The 21,047-nt window shown below is 33.7% G+C and carries 20 protein-coding genes and 1 pseudogene; 13 read left to right on the top strand and 8 right to left on the bottom strand.

Annotated elements, in window-relative coordinates; translation table 11 throughout:
- The first annotated feature begins 60 nt into the window (after nt 1-60).
- On the top strand, nt 61-843 hold the full coding sequence (locus MHI13_RS01080) for an arylamine N-acetyltransferase (RefSeq protein WP_070548019.1): 783 nt from the start codon (nt 61-63) through the stop codon (nt 841-843).
- Between the two features lie 99 nt (nt 844-942).
- A pseudogene (locus MHI13_RS01075) lies at nt 943-1,212 on the top strand (ATP-binding cassette domain-containing protein); the annotation flags it as partial.
- A 60-nt stretch (nt 1,213-1,272) separates the two neighbouring features.
- On the opposite strand, the gene MHI13_RS01070 reads toward MHI13_RS01075, so the two are convergent.
- Nucleotides 1,273-3,048 (bottom strand): oleate hydratase, encoded by a 1,776-nt coding sequence (locus MHI13_RS01070; RefSeq protein WP_070548021.1) that lies wholly within the window; start codon nt 3,046-3,048, stop codon nt 1,273-1,275.
- 196 nt (nt 3,049-3,244) lie between these two features.
- Between MHI13_RS01070 and MHI13_RS01065 the strand changes: the two genes are divergently transcribed.
- Nucleotides 3,245-3,829, top strand: a complete 585-nt coding sequence (locus tag MHI13_RS01065) for a TetR/AcrR family transcriptional regulator (protein ID WP_070548023.1) — start codon at nt 3,245-3,247, stop codon at nt 3,827-3,829.
- Nucleotides 3,830-3,923: 94 nt separating this feature from the next.
- Here the strand turns inward: MHI13_RS01065 and pbp4 are convergent, their stop codons facing one another.
- From pbp4 to yut, 4 genes are all read right to left on the bottom strand, one after another.
- Nucleotides 3,924-5,075 carry a penicillin-binding protein PBP4 gene (pbp4, locus tag MHI13_RS01060; RefSeq protein WP_070548024.1) on the bottom strand — a complete coding sequence of 384 codons (1,152 nt, stop codon included), beginning with the start codon at nt 5,073-5,075 and terminating at the stop codon, nt 3,924-3,926.
- Between the two features lie 164 nt (nt 5,076-5,239).
- Nucleotides 5,240-6,379: a polysaccharide deacetylase family protein gene (locus MHI13_RS01055; RefSeq protein WP_070548026.1), complete on the bottom strand. Its 1,140-nt coding sequence runs from the start codon at nt 6,377-6,379 to the stop codon at nt 5,240-5,242.
- A gap of 139 nt (nt 6,380-6,518) precedes the next feature.
- Nucleotides 6,519-7,397 (bottom strand): ribokinase, encoded by an 879-nt coding sequence (locus MHI13_RS01050; protein ID WP_002454710.1) that lies wholly within the window; start codon nt 7,395-7,397, stop codon nt 6,519-6,521.
- 118 nt (nt 7,398-7,515) lie between these two features.
- On the bottom strand, nt 7,516-8,418 hold the full coding sequence (gene yut / locus MHI13_RS01045; RefSeq protein WP_070548029.1) for an urea transporter: 903 nt from the start codon (nt 8,416-8,418) through the stop codon (nt 7,516-7,518).
- A 200-nt stretch (nt 8,419-8,618) separates the two neighbouring features.
- On the opposite strand from yut, the gene MHI13_RS01040 reads away from it, so the two are divergent.
- The 7 genes from MHI13_RS01040 to MHI13_RS01010 are packed head-to-tail and all read left to right on the top strand — an operon-like array spanning nt 8,619 to nt 13,684.
- A complete protein-coding gene (locus tag MHI13_RS01040) occupies nt 8,619-8,921 on the top strand; it encodes an urease subunit gamma (RefSeq protein WP_002449337.1) in 303 nt (100 codons plus the stop codon).
- A gap of 13 nt (nt 8,922-8,934) precedes the next feature.
- Nucleotides 8,935-9,342 (top strand): urease subunit beta, encoded by a 408-nt coding sequence (locus tag MHI13_RS01035; RefSeq protein WP_070548031.1) that lies wholly within the window; start codon nt 8,935-8,937, stop codon nt 9,340-9,342.
- Complete coding sequence (ureC, locus tag MHI13_RS01030) at nt 9,342-11,057, top strand: urease subunit alpha (RefSeq protein ID WP_017175516.1); 1,716 nt, start codon at nt 9,342-9,344, stop codon at nt 11,055-11,057. Before MHI13_RS01035 ends, ureC begins: the two co-directional genes overlap by 1 nt.
- 11 nt (nt 11,058-11,068) lie before the next feature.
- Nucleotides 11,069-11,521 (top strand): urease accessory protein UreE, encoded by a 453-nt coding sequence (gene ureE, locus MHI13_RS01025; protein ID WP_002449547.1) that lies wholly within the window; start codon nt 11,069-11,071, stop codon nt 11,519-11,521.
- Nucleotides 11,514-12,203 carry an urease accessory protein UreF gene (locus MHI13_RS01020; protein ID WP_049434711.1) on the top strand — a complete coding sequence of 230 codons (690 nt, stop codon included), beginning with the start codon at nt 11,514-11,516 and terminating at the stop codon, nt 12,201-12,203. The genes ureE and MHI13_RS01020 overlap by 8 nt, the downstream gene beginning before the upstream one ends.
- A 12-nt stretch (nt 12,204-12,215) precedes the next feature.
- Nucleotides 12,216-12,830, top strand: a complete 615-nt coding sequence (ureG, locus tag MHI13_RS01015; RefSeq protein WP_017175518.1) for an urease accessory protein UreG — start codon at nt 12,216-12,218, stop codon at nt 12,828-12,830.
- Nucleotides 12,830-13,684: an urease accessory protein UreD gene (locus tag MHI13_RS01010; RefSeq protein ID WP_017175519.1), complete on the top strand. Its 855-nt coding sequence runs from the start codon at nt 12,830-12,832 to the stop codon at nt 13,682-13,684. The genes ureG and MHI13_RS01010 overlap by 1 nt, the downstream gene beginning before the upstream one ends.
- A gap of 81 nt (nt 13,685-13,765) precedes the next feature.
- Here MHI13_RS01010 and MHI13_RS01005 read toward each other — a convergent pair whose 3' ends face one another.
- A complete protein-coding gene (locus MHI13_RS01005) occupies nt 13,766-15,412 on the bottom strand; it encodes a phospho-sugar mutase (protein WP_070548033.1) in 1,647 nt (548 codons plus the stop codon).
- A gap of 203 nt (nt 15,413-15,615) precedes the next feature.
- Nucleotides 15,616-16,596: an SMP-30/gluconolactonase/LRE family protein gene (locus MHI13_RS01000; RefSeq protein WP_070548036.1), complete on the bottom strand. Its 981-nt coding sequence runs from the start codon at nt 16,594-16,596 to the stop codon at nt 15,616-15,618.
- Between the two features lie 259 nt (nt 16,597-16,855).
- Here MHI13_RS01000 and trhO point away from each other — a divergent pair, with 259 nt between their 5' ends.
- The 3 genes from trhO (at nt 16,856) to MHI13_RS00985 (ending at nt 20,110) form a co-directional block, all read left to right on the top strand.
- Nucleotides 16,856-17,818 carry an oxygen-dependent tRNA uridine(34) hydroxylase TrhO gene (gene trhO, locus MHI13_RS00995; RefSeq protein ID WP_049415862.1) on the top strand — a complete coding sequence of 321 codons (963 nt, stop codon included), beginning with the start codon at nt 16,856-16,858 and terminating at the stop codon, nt 17,816-17,818.
- A gap of 104 nt (nt 17,819-17,922) precedes the next feature.
- Nucleotides 17,923-19,113 (top strand): MFS transporter, encoded by a 1,191-nt coding sequence (locus tag MHI13_RS00990; RefSeq protein ID WP_070548039.1) that lies wholly within the window; start codon nt 17,923-17,925, stop codon nt 19,111-19,113.
- Between the two features lie 19 nt (nt 19,114-19,132).
- Nucleotides 19,133-20,110 carry a choloylglycine hydrolase family protein gene (locus tag MHI13_RS00985; RefSeq protein WP_061815496.1) on the top strand — a complete coding sequence of 326 codons (978 nt, stop codon included), beginning with the start codon at nt 19,133-19,135 and terminating at the stop codon, nt 20,108-20,110.
- Nucleotides 20,111-20,195: 85 nt separating this feature from the next.
- Here MHI13_RS00985 and MHI13_RS00980 read toward each other — a convergent pair whose 3' ends face one another.
- Nucleotides 20,196-20,969, bottom strand: a complete 774-nt coding sequence (locus tag MHI13_RS00980; protein ID WP_002449443.1) for an acetoin reductase — start codon at nt 20,967-20,969, stop codon at nt 20,196-20,198.
- Nucleotides 20,970-21,047 lie beyond the last annotated feature (78 nt).

Raw genomic sequence — 21,047 nt, 5'->3', positions numbered from 1 at the left:
AAGAACACACGTTTGTTCTATTTTATATTTTGAATACATAACAATTAAGGAGGAAAAACTATGGATATTAAAACAATTGAAGATTATTTAAATATTGAGTCTCAACGTTATCCTCAACCTACTTTAGATGCACTTAACTATTATATGGAACGCTTTATGCTAACCGTTCCTTTTGAAAATATTAGTGTTCAAAATAAAGAAAAGATTTCAGTTGATTTAGATTATTTATTTAATAAATTTATATATCAACATCGGGGTGGGTTTTGCTATGAAATGAACCACTTCTTCGGTAGCTACTTAGAAGCTAAAGGTTTTAAAGTGTTTCGAATGTCAGCAACCGTTCATCAGCTTAATGGCAACTACAGTCCTAAAGGCTCTCATTTATCACTGGTTGTGCTTATTAATAATGGTTACTATATTGCTGATGTGGGATTTGGCGATTTACCATTACAAGCACTCCCAATAACTTCAATTGAAGCGACACAAATTGTGTTTGAAAAGACAGGTCAATTTCGTGCCATTTTTGAAACCCCTACGACATATCTTCTTCAAAAACTGGAAGAAACAACGTGGGTAACACGTTATAAAGCAGAGTTTATTTCTCATGATATTCATGATTTTGATGAAATGATTAACTACAATACCTCACATCCTGAATCTATATTTGTAAAGCAACTCATGATTACAAAACCACAAAATTTTGGTCGAGCTACGATGTCTTATCATCACCTTACCCTTACTAAAAGATATAAAAAAGAGCAATTCGCTGTCACACGTGAAAATTATAAAGATTTTTTAAAAACCTATTTTAATCTTGTCTTGACGTTACTATTCTTCCTTTAGAAAAGTGAATACATTTACTACTGTCGCGTAATAATAGCAATGAGGTAAAAACCATGTCCGATATCGAAATTATTGGCGCAAAACAAAATAACTTAAAAAATATTTATCTTTGATGAACCTACAACAGGACTTCATGAAGACGATTTGCCTATTCTCATTGAATGCTTTAATCATTTGATTGATGAAGGGAATACTGTCATTTTAATCGAACATAATTTAACGATGATGACAGAAGCAGATTGGTTTATTGACATTGGACCATTTGCTGGTGAACATGGAGGACAATTATTGTATGCTGGAGAACCTAAAGGACTTCTAAATATTAATAATTCTGTTACAGCAAAGCATTTAAGACGATATATTGAATAATCATGATTTAACCCCCGCATGTTCTCGAACACGCGGGGGTTAACATTTACCTACACACTATTATAATAATTTATGTTGCGTCAAAAGTTCTTCTACAAACGTACCTTCTATCTTTTTTAAAAACGTGTGTAATGCAACTTGTTGTATTTTATTTTGCTTGGCTAATGTTTTTAAGTCTTTACGATCATTAAGTTCATAGACTGCATCTAATAAGACACGCATATCAAATTCTGTCGCAATGACTTCTGGAACACCTCTATCTATGTCCAGTAATTGATAAACTGCTTCCATCGCTGTTCTTACAGAATATTCTGTAGTAAACACTGTATCTCTTTCTGTTTCTGCAAAGTTACCAATGAAGGCTAAGTTACGAGAGTGTTGAGGGACAACAAGTGGTCGATCGCCAATCGATCTTGGCATGAAATATGAACAAATGTAAGGCATATATACAGGAATCGTATTACAATGTTGTGTTGCGAGGCATTCTATTTGATCAATAGGTAATCCCATATGATATAACCATTCTTGACATATTTCATGACCACTACATTCAACAATCGGTTTATGGATATAATCGCCCTTCTCATCTGAATATAAAGCGTAAACCCATACACTCACTTCATCTTTAGATTGTTCTTTGAATTGTTGTTGACGATTCACAGTAAAACTCATTTGCCATTTAGAGTCGTTAACTGTGATAATCCCACCTGTTACCGTTTTTCCTGACAATGGATCACGTTTACATAAACGTTCGATAGCTTCAATTACTGTCTTGTTATTTGTCGTTACCGTTGCTGAGACGAACCAACTTTTATCTGGCAAATCTTTATAGAATTTTTCGGGATTGCCAAACTCAGGGCTTTGTTTAGCTAAGTTCCGCCATAAATTCCAACTTCCGCCAATGTCTTTTGTAGGAGGCGCGGGTGTGTGATTATCGCCATAAGTTGAACTTTCTGTGATACTACCATTCGTAATAAATACAAGATCATCGGGTGTGAGTTGAATTGTTTCTTTATTACCATTTCGTTTTAGTTCAATTGTTTTAGCAACTTTGTCTTTGGTAGTCACATCTACTTTAACATCAAGCACTTGAACATTGTATTCAAATTGCACACCATGGGACGTTAAGTATGCAATCATAGGGCGTACGAGTGATTCATATTGATTGTATTTAGTAAATTTCAAGGCACTAAAATCAGCTAAACCTCCAATGTGATGCACAAATCTCATTAAATAACGACGCATTTCCATTGCAGAATGCCAAGGTTCAAAAGCGAACATCGTCTTCCAATAAATCCAAAAGTTTGAATTCATGAAATCCTCTGACAAGACATCTGAAATTTTCACATTATTTAAATCTTCTTCTTTCATCATACATAATTGGAGTATTTCTTTCATGGCTTGTTTTGTTAAAGTAAAGTCTCCATCTGTAGGTAATCGTTGACCCCTTTCTTCAATAACACGACATCTTGAGTAGTTTGGATCTTCTTTATTTAACCAATAAAACTCATCTAAAACTGAAGCATCTTCAATTTCAAGTGATGGGATGGAACGGAACAAATCCCATAAACACTCAAAATGATTTTCCATTTCTCTACCACCACGCATAACGTAGCCTTTCATTGGAAGTTCAGTACCATCCAAACTTCCACCAGATTTAGATAATTCTTCTAAAATGTGAATGTTTGACCCATCCATTTGCCCATCTCTAATTAAAAAACATGCAGCAGCTAAAGATGCTAATCCAGAGCCAATAAGATAAGCAGATTTTTGTGCAACATAGTCAGGTTTTTTCGGACGTGCAAATGCTTCATAATTTCCATTACTATAGTACATATGATTCACTCCCCATTTTATTTATATTTTTAAGTAATCTATGAAAAGTAGTAAACTATAAGTAAACGCTTTAGAAATTAATCTACCCTTCGCTTATATTATAATCATTTTATAAAATATTATTGTGAGTCAGTTAAGTGAAAATGTAACTTAAGTGACATTTTTGATAAAATGTCCTAAATGAGAGGTGAACAGCATGAATAATCAAGATTTACGTGTACAACGAACAAAAAAAGCACTCATTACTACATTCTCAGATTTGCTTGAAACGAAATCTTTTGAAAATATCACCATTCAAGATTTATGCGAAAAAGCAAATGTACGTCGTTCTACATTTTACCGTCATTTCAATGATAAGTATGATTTACTTAATCATATTGTCGGTACATTAATTGAATATTTTCGAACGTTACATTTGCCTGAAATTGATCCAAAAGATCCGAGACAATTTTTCAATAAATTTATGAAAGATATTTTACTTTTCATTAGTGATAACAAAGCAATGGTAAAAAGTGTCATTTCTATCAATATTTATAGTGAAGTTTATCAAATTTTATATAATCAAATTTATGCAGTGGTTAAACAACAAATTGAATTTGATAAACAAATTGGACAATTTTATATAGATGAGTTCATTTATGGAGAATTTCTAACTGGAGGCATTTTAAGCGTTATTCTAAACTGGATTCAGTATGGCCAACAATCCATTGATGAAGTGTCTTCAGATATCGTTACCATGATTTGTGGAGCGAGAGAGGTTCATTTAAAGTTATTAAAATAAAACAAGAGCGGGAAACAAATATCGTACTGACTTATTAAATTGTTTGATATTAATCTCACATTTAATAGTACGTTAAAGTGTATCCCGCTTTTATTTAGAACCATTTCCATACTTTTTTAGCATTTACTCGCGGATAAGTCGTTTCTGGTAAGAAATCACGTTTATAGTGCACATAGGCTTTTCCATCTTTATTGATTCGTATATCCCATTTTTTATTATCTTTAGGAACGGTATCATATAAATTTTTATCTACTTTATATGTCTTACCGTCAATCTTATGTTCTCCTTTAGATAACACTTTTTTGTATTCATATTCTTTACGATAATGTTTAAAAATCGCATTCCCTATTCGATTACGATTGTATTTGGCATTATTATCCATATACGGTGCCACATTCATAACCACTTCATTGAGTCGAAGGTGATTCTGTTGGTTAGTTAAAGCAATATTATATCCTTTATCACTCGTACCCGTTTTCAATCCATCTGTACCTTTTAAGTAAAGGGGCTCATGTTTAATTGATAAATTAGTATTGTTAAAAGTATAACCTTTTTGAGTATCTTGACTAAGTTGCGTTATGTTTAAAATTTGCGAATGTTTGGCGATTAAGTGATGAGATAATATCGCAATATCTTCTGACGTACTTTTAGGATAAATATCTTTTCTATATTTCTTTGGTGCTTGTTGTCCAAGTAAATCATTAGCAGCACCTGCTGGATTCACAAAATGTGTATGTTTCATATGAAAAGCCTTAGCTTGTGCATTCATTTTGTCTGTGAACGTTGACGTATTGCCGCTCACTTGTTCTCCTAAAATCATTGCGGCTGAATTGCTTGAAGGTAAGGCTGCCTGTGTTAATAAATCTTTAATAGTATATATTTGACCTTGATTTAAAGGGACAGATGTTAAATTTGGCTTTTTAGATAATTGATCATACGCGCTCGTGATTTTAACTTTATCGTCTAACTTAAGTTTTCCTTGATGAACTGCTTCTAATGTTAAATAGAGGGTCATCATTTTAGACAAAGAAGCAGGATCCGCTTCTTTATTTCCTTGGAAATTATATAATATTTGGCCTTGTTGTGTCGTAAGCGTTACACCATCAGGTTCATAATTTGAACTTACTGCGACATTACCTTCTTTATTTGTAATATCAACGGGTGTTTCTGCTGCATGAGAGATTGAAGTTCCTAATAATGTAAATAAACTAAGTATTCCAATACTTTGTGTTACTTTCAAAAACATTATATTACCTACTTTTATTTTTATAATATTGTATAATATATTTTATAACAACTTTATAGGCGAATTACAACTAAGTATCTAATATATATTCTTTAATTATAAAATAAAGAAGAGTTGAACAAATGGTCTTATGAATTTTGTCCAACTCTTTTGTTTATAGCATACTATTGATAGGATTTATCTCCTTTAAAATATTGACGATCTTTCTCACTATACACCTTACTCGGATCTAAAAATGGCTTTAATTTATATTTAAAATCATATAAATTTAATCCATCAATCGCAACACGATCTTGATAGACACTATCATTGCCGATATCTGTAAAATTATTTGGTCCTACACCTGCTAAAAATTTAAATCCTTCATCATGAACAAGGTATTGATATGCTTTAGCCCCTCTATCTTGAGCACCATGTGGATATATAAATAAATCTGTTTTTCCTATAATAGGCTCTACTTCGTTTTTCCAACGTTTCGTATCACGAATAATTTGATCATATGAACTATTTGCAAAATCGATATGTCCCCATGAATGACTTGCAAATGTCCAACCATCTCTTTTCATTACTTTGACAACTTTTTTAGCATCTCTTTTACGTTTTAGATAATCTTTATTATTTAACTCATTTGTTCGATAACCTAACACGCCATTGTATCCTGTTAGCGCAACGACGCCTTTTTGACCATTGAGTGAAAAGTCAGGATGGTCTTTCACGAATTGATTCAATATAGGTACAATATCATTTGTTTCACTTGTTGTTACCTTACCATTTTTATCTTTAGTTTCAGAAACGACATGTTGTTTCTGATCTAACACTAAACGATCTGCATATCCATGACCTCTCATGTACTCATAATAATTCATATCATCAATGGATAAAATTAATGGTTTCTTACCTTTAGGTAATTTTAATTCTTTTCTAGTAACTGTCTTTCCTTTTAAATCATAAGCCTCATGTGGATCTATTAATATGTAATGGTGTTTATAGAGTTCATTTAATGAACGCTTAAACTCATCAGCTGTAATCATCCAATCAAAATTACCCTTAGCTTGATTCTTCTCTTGTGTAAAAGCTACTTTAGGTTCAGTAATCACTGGATGATAAAATACATGTGCAATATCACCTTGATACACTTGCCAATCTTTTTTATTCTGAGTACTTTTTTTCGCATATATATTTGCAATATTTTCTTTATCCTTGTTAGTGTCTTTCTTTGATGATGACAATGTTGAAAATTGACATGCACATAAAACTATAGATATTAAAACAATAAGCGTGCTAAGTAAATATGTCTTAGTCATATAGTTACTCCTTTAAGTTATAGAAATATTATAATACCTTCCAACATTATATAATAATTTTATATTATTTATAATAGATGTGTTTCAACTTTTGAATACGCTTATTTTAAAATAGACTTAACACGTTTATATACAAAACCTACATATCTAAATCTTGAGCTATGTCATTTATTGTGGGCATACCACCTTGTGCGCCAAGTGCTGTAACTGAATGACTAGCGGCGACATTAGCAAATGCAATAGCTTTAGCAAGTGAATCGTCTTTTTGTAATCCGACTGCAAGCGCACCATTAAATGTATCCCCAGCGCCTGTGGTATCTTTTACTTCTCGTTCAATTCCTTGAATTTCAATTTGTTCTAAACCATCGTAAAATACAGCACCTAATGCACCTTGTGTCACAATCAATTTATCAGGATAACGTTCTAACGCTTGATCAATGTCTCCTTCAAACATATTTTCACTTTCAGTTTCATTTGGTGTTAAATATGTTACTTGTTCCAATATATCATCTGAAATGTCTCTATATGGAGCTGGATTTAAAATAGAAGTAAGTTCATGTTCATAGCAATAATGAACAGTGTGAGCAACAACATCAGCTGGAATCTCTTGTTGAAGTAACACAATATCTCCTTTATTTGCTTTTGATAAAGCTGAGTCTACCAAAGAGACTGTGACTTTATGATTTGCTGAAGGTACAACAATAATACTATTATCATTATCAGCTAGTGTAATGTGTGCGGTACCTGAAGGTCCTTTTACTTTTTTTACATATTCAACATTTACATGATTATGCTTTAGATTTTCAAGAATTTGTTTACCTAACATATCATCGCCAATACACCCTACCATGTGAACATGGTCACCTAATCTTGCTGCTGCCACTGCTTGATTCGCGCCTTTACCGCCTGGTGTAGTGAAAAATGTATTTCCTAATACTGTTTCACCTTTACTTGGCACTTGGTCAGTCGACACAACCAAATCCATCGACATACTTCCCACAACATATATACGTTTCATATTAACCCTCTCCTTTTTCTTTCTCATCCATATCATATCTAAATTAGCATAAATAATAAAAAAAAGAGTGAGACAACACATTTAAAAAGAAATGCGGTCTCACTCTCATTAATATGTTCTAACTTTTAACTTCATGCTGCTCTTTACCTGCAAACATCACAAGCCACGTTGCAAAAATAAATGGAGCGGTGAAAATAGGAAGACCAATTGGGGCTAATGTTGTAGCTAATGCACCATGCATCACTACTGTTAATAATAAACCAGTAATCACTGCAAGAATCGGATTGAATTTTGTTTTAAACGTCGCACCCAACGCAATACCCGTTAATATTGAGTTATAGCCGTACAATCCATCAGTAATAGTGGGATAGTCTCCACCTAGTAATGTGATACATATCACTGCTAAAATACTTGATACTACTGCATAGATCCCGCCTTTTACTGAACCAATAAAAATACCAATCATAATTAACAGACTACCAATGATTGATGTCACTAAGAAAATTTCACTAAAGTTTGTAATGATACCGCTAATAAAATTCACATGTGAATGACTGATGTCTGGATGTTTAATTTTAGTAGGCAAAATATCTATTGTGATATGCATTTTTGAAAATTGCATGCCCATTGCTAAAATTAACCAGGTCATAAAGACAAATGGAAAAGTTAACATGGGTAGACCATATGGTTTTAAAATTTCTCGGATTGCAGCTCCAACTGGTAAAGTAAGAGTGGTCGCCACAATAAGTACAATCCAGTTCATTAAAGATACTTCTAAGAATAATGCTAACCCGATTGCTGTTAATACTGAATTGTATCCAGCTAATCCATCATGGATTTCATCCTCACTATAATTAAAGTACGGCGCTAGAACAAGTGCAATGAGACTTCCCACTGCTGCCCCTAATCCAACTTTCCAATTTGCAATAAATAATCCTATAAGAATACACAGCCCTGACCATTTATTATTCATAAATACGACTTGAGCAATATTTTTTAAGAAAATCTCTACATATTTCATAAACTCACCTTTATTATTTTATTCATTTCCTTTCTAATTATTATACCTTTTAAACACTTTTGTAACATTAAAAATATATACAAATTTAATTTAAAAAGTGATTTTAAATAAATTTAAAAGATAAATTACTTGTTAAAAATATTCTACAGTTTTATGATTAATGTTGCAGTACTTATTTTTAAAAGAAAGAAGGTATAACAGTGCATTTTACTCAACGGGAACAAGATAAATTAATGATCGTGGTAGCTGCTGAAGTAGCGCGTCGACGTAAAGCACGTGGCTTAAAATTAAATTATCCAGAAGCATTAGCACTTATTAGTGATGAATTACTAGAAGGTGCACGTGATGGTAAAACTGTAGCTGATTTAATGAGTTACGGTAAACAAATTTTAAATAAAGATGATGTCATGGAAGGCGTTGATAGCATGTTGACTGATATTGAAATTGAAGCAACATTCCCAGATGGAACTAAATTAATCACTATTCATCATCCAATCGTGTAAGGAGGATTTTTAAATGAAACCTGGTGAAATTAAAATAAAAAATACAGAAGTTGAAATTAATCAAAGTCATTTTGAAACAGTGATCAATGTTAAAAATACTGGAGACCGTCCAATTCAAGTTGGTTCACATTTCCATTTCTTTGAAGCCAATGAAGGTTTAAAATTTGATCGAGAAAAAGCATATGGGAAACACTTAGATATTCCTGCTGGTGCTGCTGTTCGTTTTGAACCTGGTGATGAGAAAAAAGTTCAACTCGTTGAATATGCTGGTAACCGTAAAATTTATGGTTTCAGAGGTTTAGTTAACGGTGAAATTGACGAAGATCGCGTTTATCGTCCAACTGGTGAAAATGATGAATATGCTGCGCCAAAAGGTGATAATGGCGAAAAAAATGTGAACAAAATGGGAGGTAAACAGTAATGAGCTTTAAAATGACTCAATCTCAGTATACAAGTTTATATGGTCCAACTGTTGGCGATGCAGTACGACTAGGTGACACTAACTTATTTGCAACTGTTGAAAAAGATTATGCAAATTACGGTGAAGAAGCAACGTTTGGTGGCGGTAAATCTATTCGTGATGGCATGGCTCAAAACCCTAACGTTACACGTGATGACCGCAAAGTGGCTGACTTAGTATTAACAAATGCATTAATTATAGATTATGACAAAATTGTTAAAGCAGATATCGGTGTTAAAAATGGTTATATCTTTGCCATTGGTAAAGCAGGTAACCCTGATATCATGGATAACGTAGATATTATTATTGGTTCAACAACTGATATTATCTCTGCTGAAGGTAAAATCGTAACAGCTGGTGGTATCGATACCCACGTTCACTTTATTAACCCCGAACAAGCAGAAGTTGCGCTTGAAAGTGGTGTGACAACACATATAGGTGGTGGTACGGGTGCATCAGAAGGTGCTAAAGCTACAACCGTTACACCTGGACCTTGGCATATCCATCGTATGCTAGAAGCTGCTGAAGATTTACCAATTAATGTTGGTTTCACTGGTAAAGGACAAGCTGTAAACCACACTGCATTAATTGAACAAATTCATGCTGGTGTGATCGGTTTAAAAGTACATGAAGACTGGGGTGCAACTCCTTCAGCGCTAAGTCATGCATTGGATGTAGCAGATGAATTTGATGTACAAATTGCTCTACATGCTGATACATTAAATGAAGCTGGGTTCATGGAAGATACAATGGCCGCTGTAAAAGACCGTGTTTTACACATGTACCATACAGAAGGTGCTGGTGGTGGACATGCGCCAGATTTAATTAAATCTGCCTCATATCCTAATATTTTACCGTCATCTACAAATCCAACCTTACCTTATACACACAATACTGTAGACGAACACTTAGATATGGTTATGATTACACACCATTTAAATGCATCTATCCCTGAAGATATTGCTTTCGCAGACTCACGTATTCGTAAAGAAACGATTGCAGCTGAAGACGTATTACAAGATATGGGTGTGTTTAGCATGGTAAGTTCTGACTCTCAAGCGATGGGTCGTGTGGGTGAAGTTATCACACGTACATGGCAAGTTGCACATCGTATGAAAGAACAACGTGGTGCTCTAGAAGGTGATACTGACTATAACGATAACAATCGTATTAAACGTTATATCGCAAAATATACAATTAACCCTGCGATTACACATGGTATTTCTGACTATGTTGGTTCAATCGAAAAAGGTAAATTAGCTGACTTAGTTCTATGGAATCCAGCTTTCTTCGGTATAAAACCTGAACTTGTTGTTAAAGGTGGATTGATTAACTCAGCTGTGAATGGTGATGCGAATGCTTCTATTCCGACATCAGAACCTATGAAATATCGTAAAATGTATGGTCAATATGGTGCAAATAAACAACACACTGCGATTACATTCGTTTCTAAAACAGCATACGAAAACGGTATTTATAACCAACTAAACTTAGAACGTATGGTTCGACCAGTCCATGGTATCCGTAATCTTACTAAAAAAGATATGAAAAATAACGATGCAACACCTAAATTAGATGTTGATCCACAAACATATGAAGTATTTGTAGATGGTGAAAAAATCACAAGTGAACCAGCAACTGAATTACCATTAGCACAAAGATACTTCTTATTCTAGGAGGTACTCAGATGATAGTAGAAGACATCCAAGGCAATATCGCTAACCTTTCTGCAGAGGAAAAACAAAAGCATGTAGAAAAAGTATATCTTGAAAACTCTGATCTGGTTAAACGTATTCAACGTGTCACAACAGATCACGGTAATGAAATCGGTATTCGTTTAAAACAACCTATCGATTTACAATATGGCGATATTTTATATCAAGATGACAACAATATGATTGTAGTAGATGTAAACTCGGAAGATTTACTTGTCATTAAGCCGCGTAACATACAAGAAATGGGAGATATTGCGCATCAATTAGGTAATCGTCATTTACCTGCGCAATTCACAGAAACTGAAATGCTTGTACAATATGACTACCTAGTAGAAGATTTATTAAAAACGCTAGGTATTCCCTATAGCCATGAAGATCGAAAAGTGAATAAAGCCTTCAGACATATAGGTCATTCACATGATTGATCATTCACATTTACGACTATTTCAGTTCTGTGATTCACAATTTCCTACTGGCGCATTTAGTCATTCATTTGGACTAGAAACGTATATTCAACGTCAGACAGTTCATGATGCTACATCATTTAGAGAATGGTTAGAACTCTTTCTAAATGAACAGTTAACCTATTCAGATGGCCTTGCAATGCGTTTAGTTTATAACGCTTTAAATAATGGTGATACAGAAAAAGTATTACACCTTGATCAATTAATTTATGTCCAAAGTTTACCAAGAGAAACACGTGTAGGTACTAAACAAATGGGTACACGTATGGTAAAACTTGCTATAGAACTTTATGATAGTCCATGGATTAATTGGTATCATCAACAAATGAAAGATAAACGTGCAAAACTGCATCCAGCTATTTGTTTTACAATGCTAGGACATTATTTAGGCGTCGATATTGAAACGATTATTGATTACTATCTATATCAGAACGTTTCCAGTTTAACGCAAAATGCAGTACGTGCAATTCCCTTAGGTCAAACAATAGGACAACAAGTTGTGACGGAGATGATTCCACATATCGAACGGACACGACAACACATTCTCACATTAAGCGAAGATGATTTCGGTTTAACAGCTCCTGGCTTAGAACTGAATCAAATGGAGCATGAAAACGTAAACGTGAGAATCTTTATTTCATAGGAGGTAATATACATGGCAAATCCAATTAAAATTGGTGTAGGCGGTCCTGTAGGTGCAGGTAAAACACAATTAATTGAAAAACTTGTACGTCGTCTATCAAAAGATATGAGTATTGGCGTGATTACAAACGATATTTACACAAAAGAAGACCAAAAAATCTTAGTGAATACTGGTGTTTTACCAGAAGATAGAATTATCGGTGTGGAAACGGGTGGCTGTCCACATACAGCAATTCGTGAAGATGCATCAATGAACTTTGCTGCAATCGATGAATTATTAGATCGTCATGAGGATATTGAACTTATTTTCATCGAATCAGGTGGCGATAACTTAGCTGCTACTTTCAGTCCTGAATTAGTAGATTTCTCTATTTATATCATCGATGTAGCTCAAGGTGAAAAAATTCCACGTAAAGGTGGGCAAGGTATGATTAAATCTGATTACTTTATCATTAATAAAACAGATTTAGCAGAATTTGTTGGCGCATCACTTGACCAAATGGCAGAAGATACTAAAACATTTCGTGGCAATCGTCCCTTCACATTTACAAATTTAAAAACCGACGAGGGTTTAGATAATGTCATTGAATGGATTGAACGCGATGCATTACTTAAAGGATTAGCTTAATGGTACAACATCAATTCGATTCAAAACCTTCTTGGACTGGACAATTGAATCTCACTGTTTTTAATAATGGTGAGCGTTCTGTTGCCCGTAATATCTTTTTCGAAAAAGCGTTAAAGGTTATTCGTCCAATTTATTTAAATTTTTCTACGATTCCAACATTTTATATCGTAAATGTTGGCGGTGGTTATTTAGATGGCGATCGTTATCGTATGGATATTAATGTTGAAGAAGATGCTAAAGTCACTTTGACCTCTCAAGGTGCAACTAAAATATATAAGACGTTAAACGATTGCGTGAAACAATACCAAACATTCAATATAGCAAAAGATGGTTATATGGAATATGTAGGAGATCCTATTATTGCTTATGAAAGAGCAAAGTTTTTCCAACATAACGTCTTTAATTTAGATAAAAGTGCATCAATGTTCTATACCGATATTTTAACCCCAGGCTATTCTGAAAAAGACACACCATTCACTTACGACTACATGCATTTAATTAATGAAATTTATGTAGATGATGTGCTTATCACCTACGATAATTTACGCATGCACCCAAGTGAAACAAAAATGAGTTCGATTGGCTATATGGAAAACTATACACATCTTGGTTCGGCTTATTGTATACACCCTAATATAACGCAAAAATTCATTGAAGATGTGTATGATGAAATTAAAGATTATACAAAGCAATACGATTGCCGTATTGGTATTACGCAATTACCTACACATGGTTTTACAGTCCGTGTATTATCTAATCTGACACAAGAAATTGAAGAAGTGCTTACACGCGTCCAAGCTTATATTGCTGATAAATTATATCATCGTCAACTCGACTTTTTAAGAAAATATTAATAATTAATTAAAATACACCTTATATCATGAGTACAAAGACTCGATATAAGGTGTTATTCTTTTACACTTATTTTTCTATTTTTATTTATTATCATTAAATATATATTGATAGATATCATGCGAAACTTGTTCGAAATCGTCAACATTAAGTGAAAGATAGAATTTGAGTTTAGGCTCTGTTCCTGAAGGACGTAATGCAACAAATCCCTCATCAAAGATTAACCGAATCACATTTGACTTTGGCAGAGATATCGCTTCAACTTTATCATTCCGTTTATTGATTCTCTTTTGACTTTGATAGTCTTCAACTGCTATCACTTTTAATCCGCCCAACGTATCTGGAATGTGTTGACGAAGATGTTCCATTAACGTTGCAATCTCTTGTTGACCTTTTTGCCCTTCAAATACTTTAGATATAGGTTGGTCACAATAATATCCTATTTCTTCGTAAATGTCAGTTAATGCATCGCGTAAGGTTTTACCTTCATTTTTTAAAATTGACGCATATTTGATCACAAGTGGCACAATTTGAATGGCATCTTTATCTCTCACAAAATCTCCCGCAAGATAACCATAACTTTCCTCGTAAGCAAAGATAAACGCTTCATCGTTATTTAATTCGCGAATGGCCTTGGCAATAAATTTAAAACCAATTAAGACTTCCTTCACAGTGACTCCATGTTGCTTTGCGAAACGTTTTCCTAGTTCACCACTTACAATGGATTGAATCATGACTGGATGTTTAGGAAGCGTCGTATGATCAACTAAATATTTAATCATTAACGCACCAATCTCACTACCATTAAAATAGTGAATATGACCATCATAATCTCGTTCAACGAATCCCATTCGATCCACATCAGGATCTGTCGCAATGATTAAATCAGCTTTAGAGTATTGGGCTTGTTTGATAGCTAAATCAAACGCTTCATGTTCTTCTGGATTGGCGCTTTTTACAGAACTAAAATCAGGATCAATTTTACATTGTGAGTCAACAAGTTCAATGTTATTAAAGTGAAGGTGGCTTAGTACCTTCGGAATAATAGGTGTTCCTGTACCATGCAAACTCGTATACACCACATTTAAGTTTGATGGAGGTATGTCACCAATCAATTGGCTAATTTCCGAAAAGTAGTATTTATTAATCTCTTCTGGTAAGGGTAAAATATTTTTTTTAATTAACGCCTCATTTAATTCAATGTCTAAATGAAGTGGATCATCTAATTGTTCAATATACTTAGCTACTTCAAGTGAGGCGACATCGTCGAGCTGTGCTCCATCAGCACCATATACTTTAATGCCATTATAATCTTTAGGATTGTGACTAGCTGTAATCATAATACCTGCAGACGTTTGAAGATATCTCACTGCATAAGATAACTGCGGAGTCGTTTGATATGTATCCGATACATATACTTTAATATGATGAGACGCTAAAATATGCGCGATAATGTCTGCAAATTCTGCTGATAAATGACGAATGTCATAATGAATGACAATGGAAGGTTGTGCCATATTATCTTGTAAATAATATGCAATTCCTAAAGCTAGACGTTGAATGGTATATCGATTTAAACGTCCTGGACCTAAACCAAATTGACCACGAATACCTGCTGTTCCAAAGGAAAGTGTCGTTTCAAACCCTTCTTGTTGAAATTGATATGATTGTTGGTCATAGAATGATCCTACGAGACTATCTGCTTTATGTGTTATCCAATTGTCTTTCATCCAATACTCCTCTCATACATGATGTATGTCATATTATTTCTTATAGTATAATCTATATTCTTTGATGTTTCACATTATACTTTAAATTGAACGATCTTTATCACGTCATAACTTACAACATAAACATGCATTTAAATTATGAAACTCCCTCACTACGATGATGAGCAAGGGAGTATTGAATTGAAAACGTCTCTGTTACTTGTCTAGGATTGAAACTGATAACTTTGATGACCTTTAGCGAAACCTTCCACAGTATAAATCATTGATCCACCTTCTGAGCCATTTTCAATATCATTTGTACATATTAACAGCTGATTCGTTTCTGGTATAAATTGTGGATGCGTAGAACGTAGCATTTTTCCTTCGTCGCGACCTGGTATTAAAATTTGTCCAATTGGATACCCTCTTTTATTAAAGACAAGAACTCGGCCTTGTCCATACATCGCAACATATAAATTATCATCACTATCAATACAAACAGAATCAGGTCCTTCATGACCAGTGAAATAATACGGTATGGTTGCTCCAAACGGCGCAATAGTCACACCATCATCTTCTAATTGGATACGGTGAAGACGATTCGTCGTTGTTTCAGTTACCCACAGGACTTTTTCATCGGTACTAAGTGCGATACCATTAGCAACAGAAATATTTTGTATCACTGGTGTTACCGTTTTAAAATCAGGAGAAACGTAGTAGACGCCACCTTTAGGATTCGTTGAATACCCTCTAAAGTCGGTGAAATAAAAACCACCTTTACTGTCAAATACCATATCATCAATACAATAATCTGTATTGATTTCTGAAATAATCTCTTCAAAGTGTTCTCCATGTTCATCAGTTGCAAAAATACCACCTGTAGATTCAAAGTCACCTAAGTAACATGTAAACAATCGTCCATCTTTATGAATTTTGACTGCAGCTGGATTTTGTTTTTCTGATTGAAACGCTACAGAAATATCTTTACTTGGTAGATTAACTTTGAAAATCTTTCCACCAAATACTTCACATAAAAACAAGTTATGTTCTCTATCAAAAATAAGTCCTTCAAGTTGAAGTCCTTCATCTGAAATTTTTAACCATGGTTCAGCTGTAACTGTTTGTAATTCTCTTTCAGAAACAATAGGAACCACACTTTTAGATTTACCACTATACGTTAATTTAGGTAATTTATTATCCAACATATTAAATAAGCCTCCTTATGTCATTCATTTACATAGTTTATTATACGCTTGAAACATTCTAAACTTAAGCTTACTATATGTAATCGATTTCAATAAGTAAAATGATTCTCCTTGTATAGGTCAATTGACTGATTTATGAGCGCAAATATTGAAAGAAGTTATAATTTTGTTAAAATATTATAATGTCGATTTTTATATAAATAACAATTTAGATACGTTTAACATACAGATAAATTAACTTTTAGAGGAGAATCAGAAAATGGATTATAGAGTATTATTGTATTACAAATATACAACAATTGATGACCCTGACACATTTGCTACCGAACATTTAGCATTTTGTAAAGAACATAACTTAAAAGGTAGAATCTTAGTATCTACAGAAGGTATCAACGGTACATTATCTGGTACAAAAGAAGATACAGATCAATATATTGAACATATGCATGCAGATGAACGTTTTAAAGATATGACGTTCAAAATTGATGAAGCTGAGGGCCATGCATTCAAAAAAATGCACGTACGTCCTAGAAAAGAAATTGTTGCTTTAGGTTTAGAAGATGATGTAGATCCACGTGTGACAACTGGTAAATACTACTCACCTAGTGAGTTTAAAGCTGCATTAGAAGATGATGACACTGTTATTTTAGACGCACGTAATGATTATGAATTTGACTTAGGTCATTTCCGCGGTGCCATTCGTCCAGATATTACACGCTTCAGAGATTTACCAGATTGGATTCGTGAAAATAAAGAAAAATTAGACGGTAAAAACATTGTGACGTATTGTACGGGTGGTATCCGTTGTGAAAAATTCTCAGGCTGGCTTGTAAAAGAAGGCTTTGAAAATGTAGGACAATTACATGGCGGTATTGCTACGTATGGTAAAGACCCAGAAACAAAAGGTGAGTACTGGGATGGCAAAATGTACGTCTTCGATGAACGTATTAGTGTCGATGTTAACCATGTAGACAAAACAGTGATTGGTAAAGAACACTTTGATGGCACACCATGCGAACGTTATATTAACTGTGCAAATCCAGAATGCAATAAACAAATTTTAGTATCCGAAGAAAATGAAGCAAAATATCTTGGCGCATGTTCATATGACTGTGCCAAACATGAACGTAATCGCTACGTTGCAAAACACCATATTAGTGATGAGGAATGGAATCGTCGTTTAGAAAACTTTAAAGATGTTCCTGAACATATTCACGCATAATGACATGTACCCTTTATAAGTATCAACCTACTTTTAAAGGGTACTTTTACATACTTACTGTGCTATAATAACTTAAATTAAAACTTACATAAGGTGATTTTGTTATGAAGAAGCACAGTAAAGATTACTTCCATCTTTTTTATAGTCAGCTATTCGCAAATACTGGAGACGTGTTAACCGTTGTCGGCTTAATTTCGGTAGTGTATAGTATGACCTCAAAAACGACTGCCGCTTCTATGATTCCAATTATTTTTACTTCCGGACTCTTTGTTAGTAGCTTTATTTCAAATTATATTTATCAGTATTTTACTCAAAAACAAGTATTGTGGATTTTCCAAGGGCTTAAACTTGTGAGTCTATCCATCATCGCAAGTCTACTTATATTTGAGGAATCTCCAATATTTATTTTTATTCTACTATTTATAAATGCTCTATTTGATGGATTTACCAATCCAATTAAGAACGCGATGATTCCTTTTATTGAAAAGAAAGAATACATAACGTCGGCGAACGCTTTAATGAATATGATGAGTAGCATTGTTCAATTGTCGACATGGGCATTAGGTGGATTTCTGATGAGCCTGATTGGCGCTAAATATTTATTTTTATTTGCGCTTGTACTAGAAATCCTATCCTACTTCTTTATTATTCAACTTTCAGAACGGCATATTTATAATAATGAAAAAGAAAATATATTAAATAGCTTTAAAACTGTATTACATCATAACTATTCCAATAAACTGAGTTTATATCTAAATCTATCTACAATTTTCGAATCTGTCGCAACATCCATTTGGGTTGCTGCAATTATTCTTACATATACGAGAACATTTTTACATGTCGATGATTTTTGGTTTGGACTCATCAATGCTGCCTTCTTTAGTGGGACGATTATTGCTGGATTATGGATAAATGGTAAAGATCAATTTTTCACAAAAATAAGTTACCCTGTTATTATTTACATTCCGCTCATATTAGCGTTTATTAATGTCAGCTTTATCCTACATAAATCTGTGTTACTTGCTTTACTAATTTCATTATTAATGGGGATTTTCGAAGATTCACGCTATATTTCTTTAAACTCAGTTGTACAACGTGAAGTACCAAAAGAAATCCTGACCTCCACCTATATACTGAATAATTTATTAAGCAGTGTATTTTTCTCACTTGGTACTTTAGGTATTTCACTTGTTGTAGATAATCAAGGAGTGATGTGGGCATATGTAATTAGTGGCGTTGCTTATGTGTTAACATTTATTTTAGGTTTATATTTTAAAATAGCGATTAAAAATTAATTTACGAGGAGACGACGATATGTGTACAGGCATTACATTTCGAGCCAGCAATGGAGATGTTATTTTTGGAAGAACGATGGATTACGATTACCCTTTGAATGGCTTTCCTGCAGTTCAACCTCGAGGATACTCCTTTAAATCGCATGTCGACTATAAAGGGAAAACGTTATATGCCTTTGCAGGTGCTGGTTCTGATATGGAAGGTTTTGTTTTTGGAGATGGCGTCAATGAACATGGACTTGCCATGTCAAATCAATACGATCGTGGATATGCGTCATATGCGACAGACATTCGTGACGGCTATATCAATATTTCGCAAACAGAAGTCCTTGTGTGGGCGCTCGGCTATAACAGAAATATTGAAGAACTTATTGAAAATGCGAAACATGTTAACGTTGTAGCCTATTCATATAGTGATATTAACGAAGTTCCTCCCTTACATTATCATTTATCTGATGCTTCAGGGCGCACTGTGGAAGTGACATTTGTTGAAGGACGTATCGTAGTGATTGATAATCCAATTGGCGTACTCACAAATAACCCAGATTTAAATTGGCATTATGAAAATTTGAAACACTATATGCATGTGACACCATATAAAATTGATAATACATTTTCAAAACAATTTAACTTAGGGAATATGAATGGCACATTCGGTTTACCTGGAGGGTATACATCTGGCGAACGTTTTGTTCGCGCAGCTTATCTTGTTCATCACTTATTACCAGATAGCGATGATCATCCTATCTTAGATGCATTTAGAATTTTAGACCATGTGAGTGTACCAAAAGGCGCTGTTCGCCCTTCTGACAATGGATTTTATTATACGTTATATCAAACTGTCTTTAATTTAACGACAAAAACACTCTATATTAAATATTATGACTCTAATACCATTACAGAATTACAACTCACCGATGACTTAATAAATCGTGACGATTTGGTAGTCTTTTCGAGAAAGAATAAAGGATTGTATACTGAAAAAGTGAACGGATAACATATTTTTAAATCTAATAAAGTACCTCTCTTACATCAAAGTGTAAGAGAGGCTTATTATTTTTTCACTTTTATCATTCTTTATTTTATCTATAAACTAGTCCACCATCAGTTAAAATGGCTTGTCCAGTAATATAATCTGAATCTGATGATGCTAAGAATGATACTAAAGAAGCCACATCTTGTGGTTCTTGATAACGTCCGAGTTTAATTGCTGATGAGAACTGTTCAAATGCTTCACCTGGTTTTAGATTACTATCTAGTTTAACCATTTCAGCATCAATACGATCCCACATTTCAGTTTTAGCAACTCCAGGACAATAAGCATTCACCGTAATACCTTTTTCAGCTAATTCTTTTGCTGCAGTTTGAGTGAGAGAACGTACTGAATGTTTAGTAGCACAGTATGTACCTAATACCTCATAAGATTCATGTCCTGCAATACTGCATGCGTTAATGATTTTACCTTTACTATTTTGCTTAATAAACTGTTTTGCTGCTGCTTGAATTCCAAATAACGTGCCATATACATTTATATGGAATAATTTATCCAATTCATCTTCTGTAATATCTAAAATAGGTGACACCGCATCTACACCAGCATTATTCACAAATACATCAATTTGACCAAATTCTGCCACTGCAAATTGAACTAATTCTTCTTGCTCTTTTTTCTTAGATACGTCACTATGAAATGCTACCACGTTGTATCCATTCTCTTTAAACTCTTGTTCCGTTTTTTCTAGAGCTTTTTGATTAATATCTTGAATAACAATATTAAACCCATCATTGGCTAAACGTTGAGCAATTCCTTTTCCTAACCCTGCTGCCGAACCTGTAATGACTGCTGTTTTTGTCATAATACCACTCCTTTTACATAATTATTTTACCCCTCTAGTTTAATTTTATTCTTAATTTTAAATTATTCACAAACTGTT

Source organism: Staphylococcus sp. FSL K6-0223 (genome assembly GCF_038008285.1).
The sequence above is the reverse complement of the archived record's forward strand: the minus strand, read 5'-3'. Positions and strand labels throughout refer to the sequence as shown.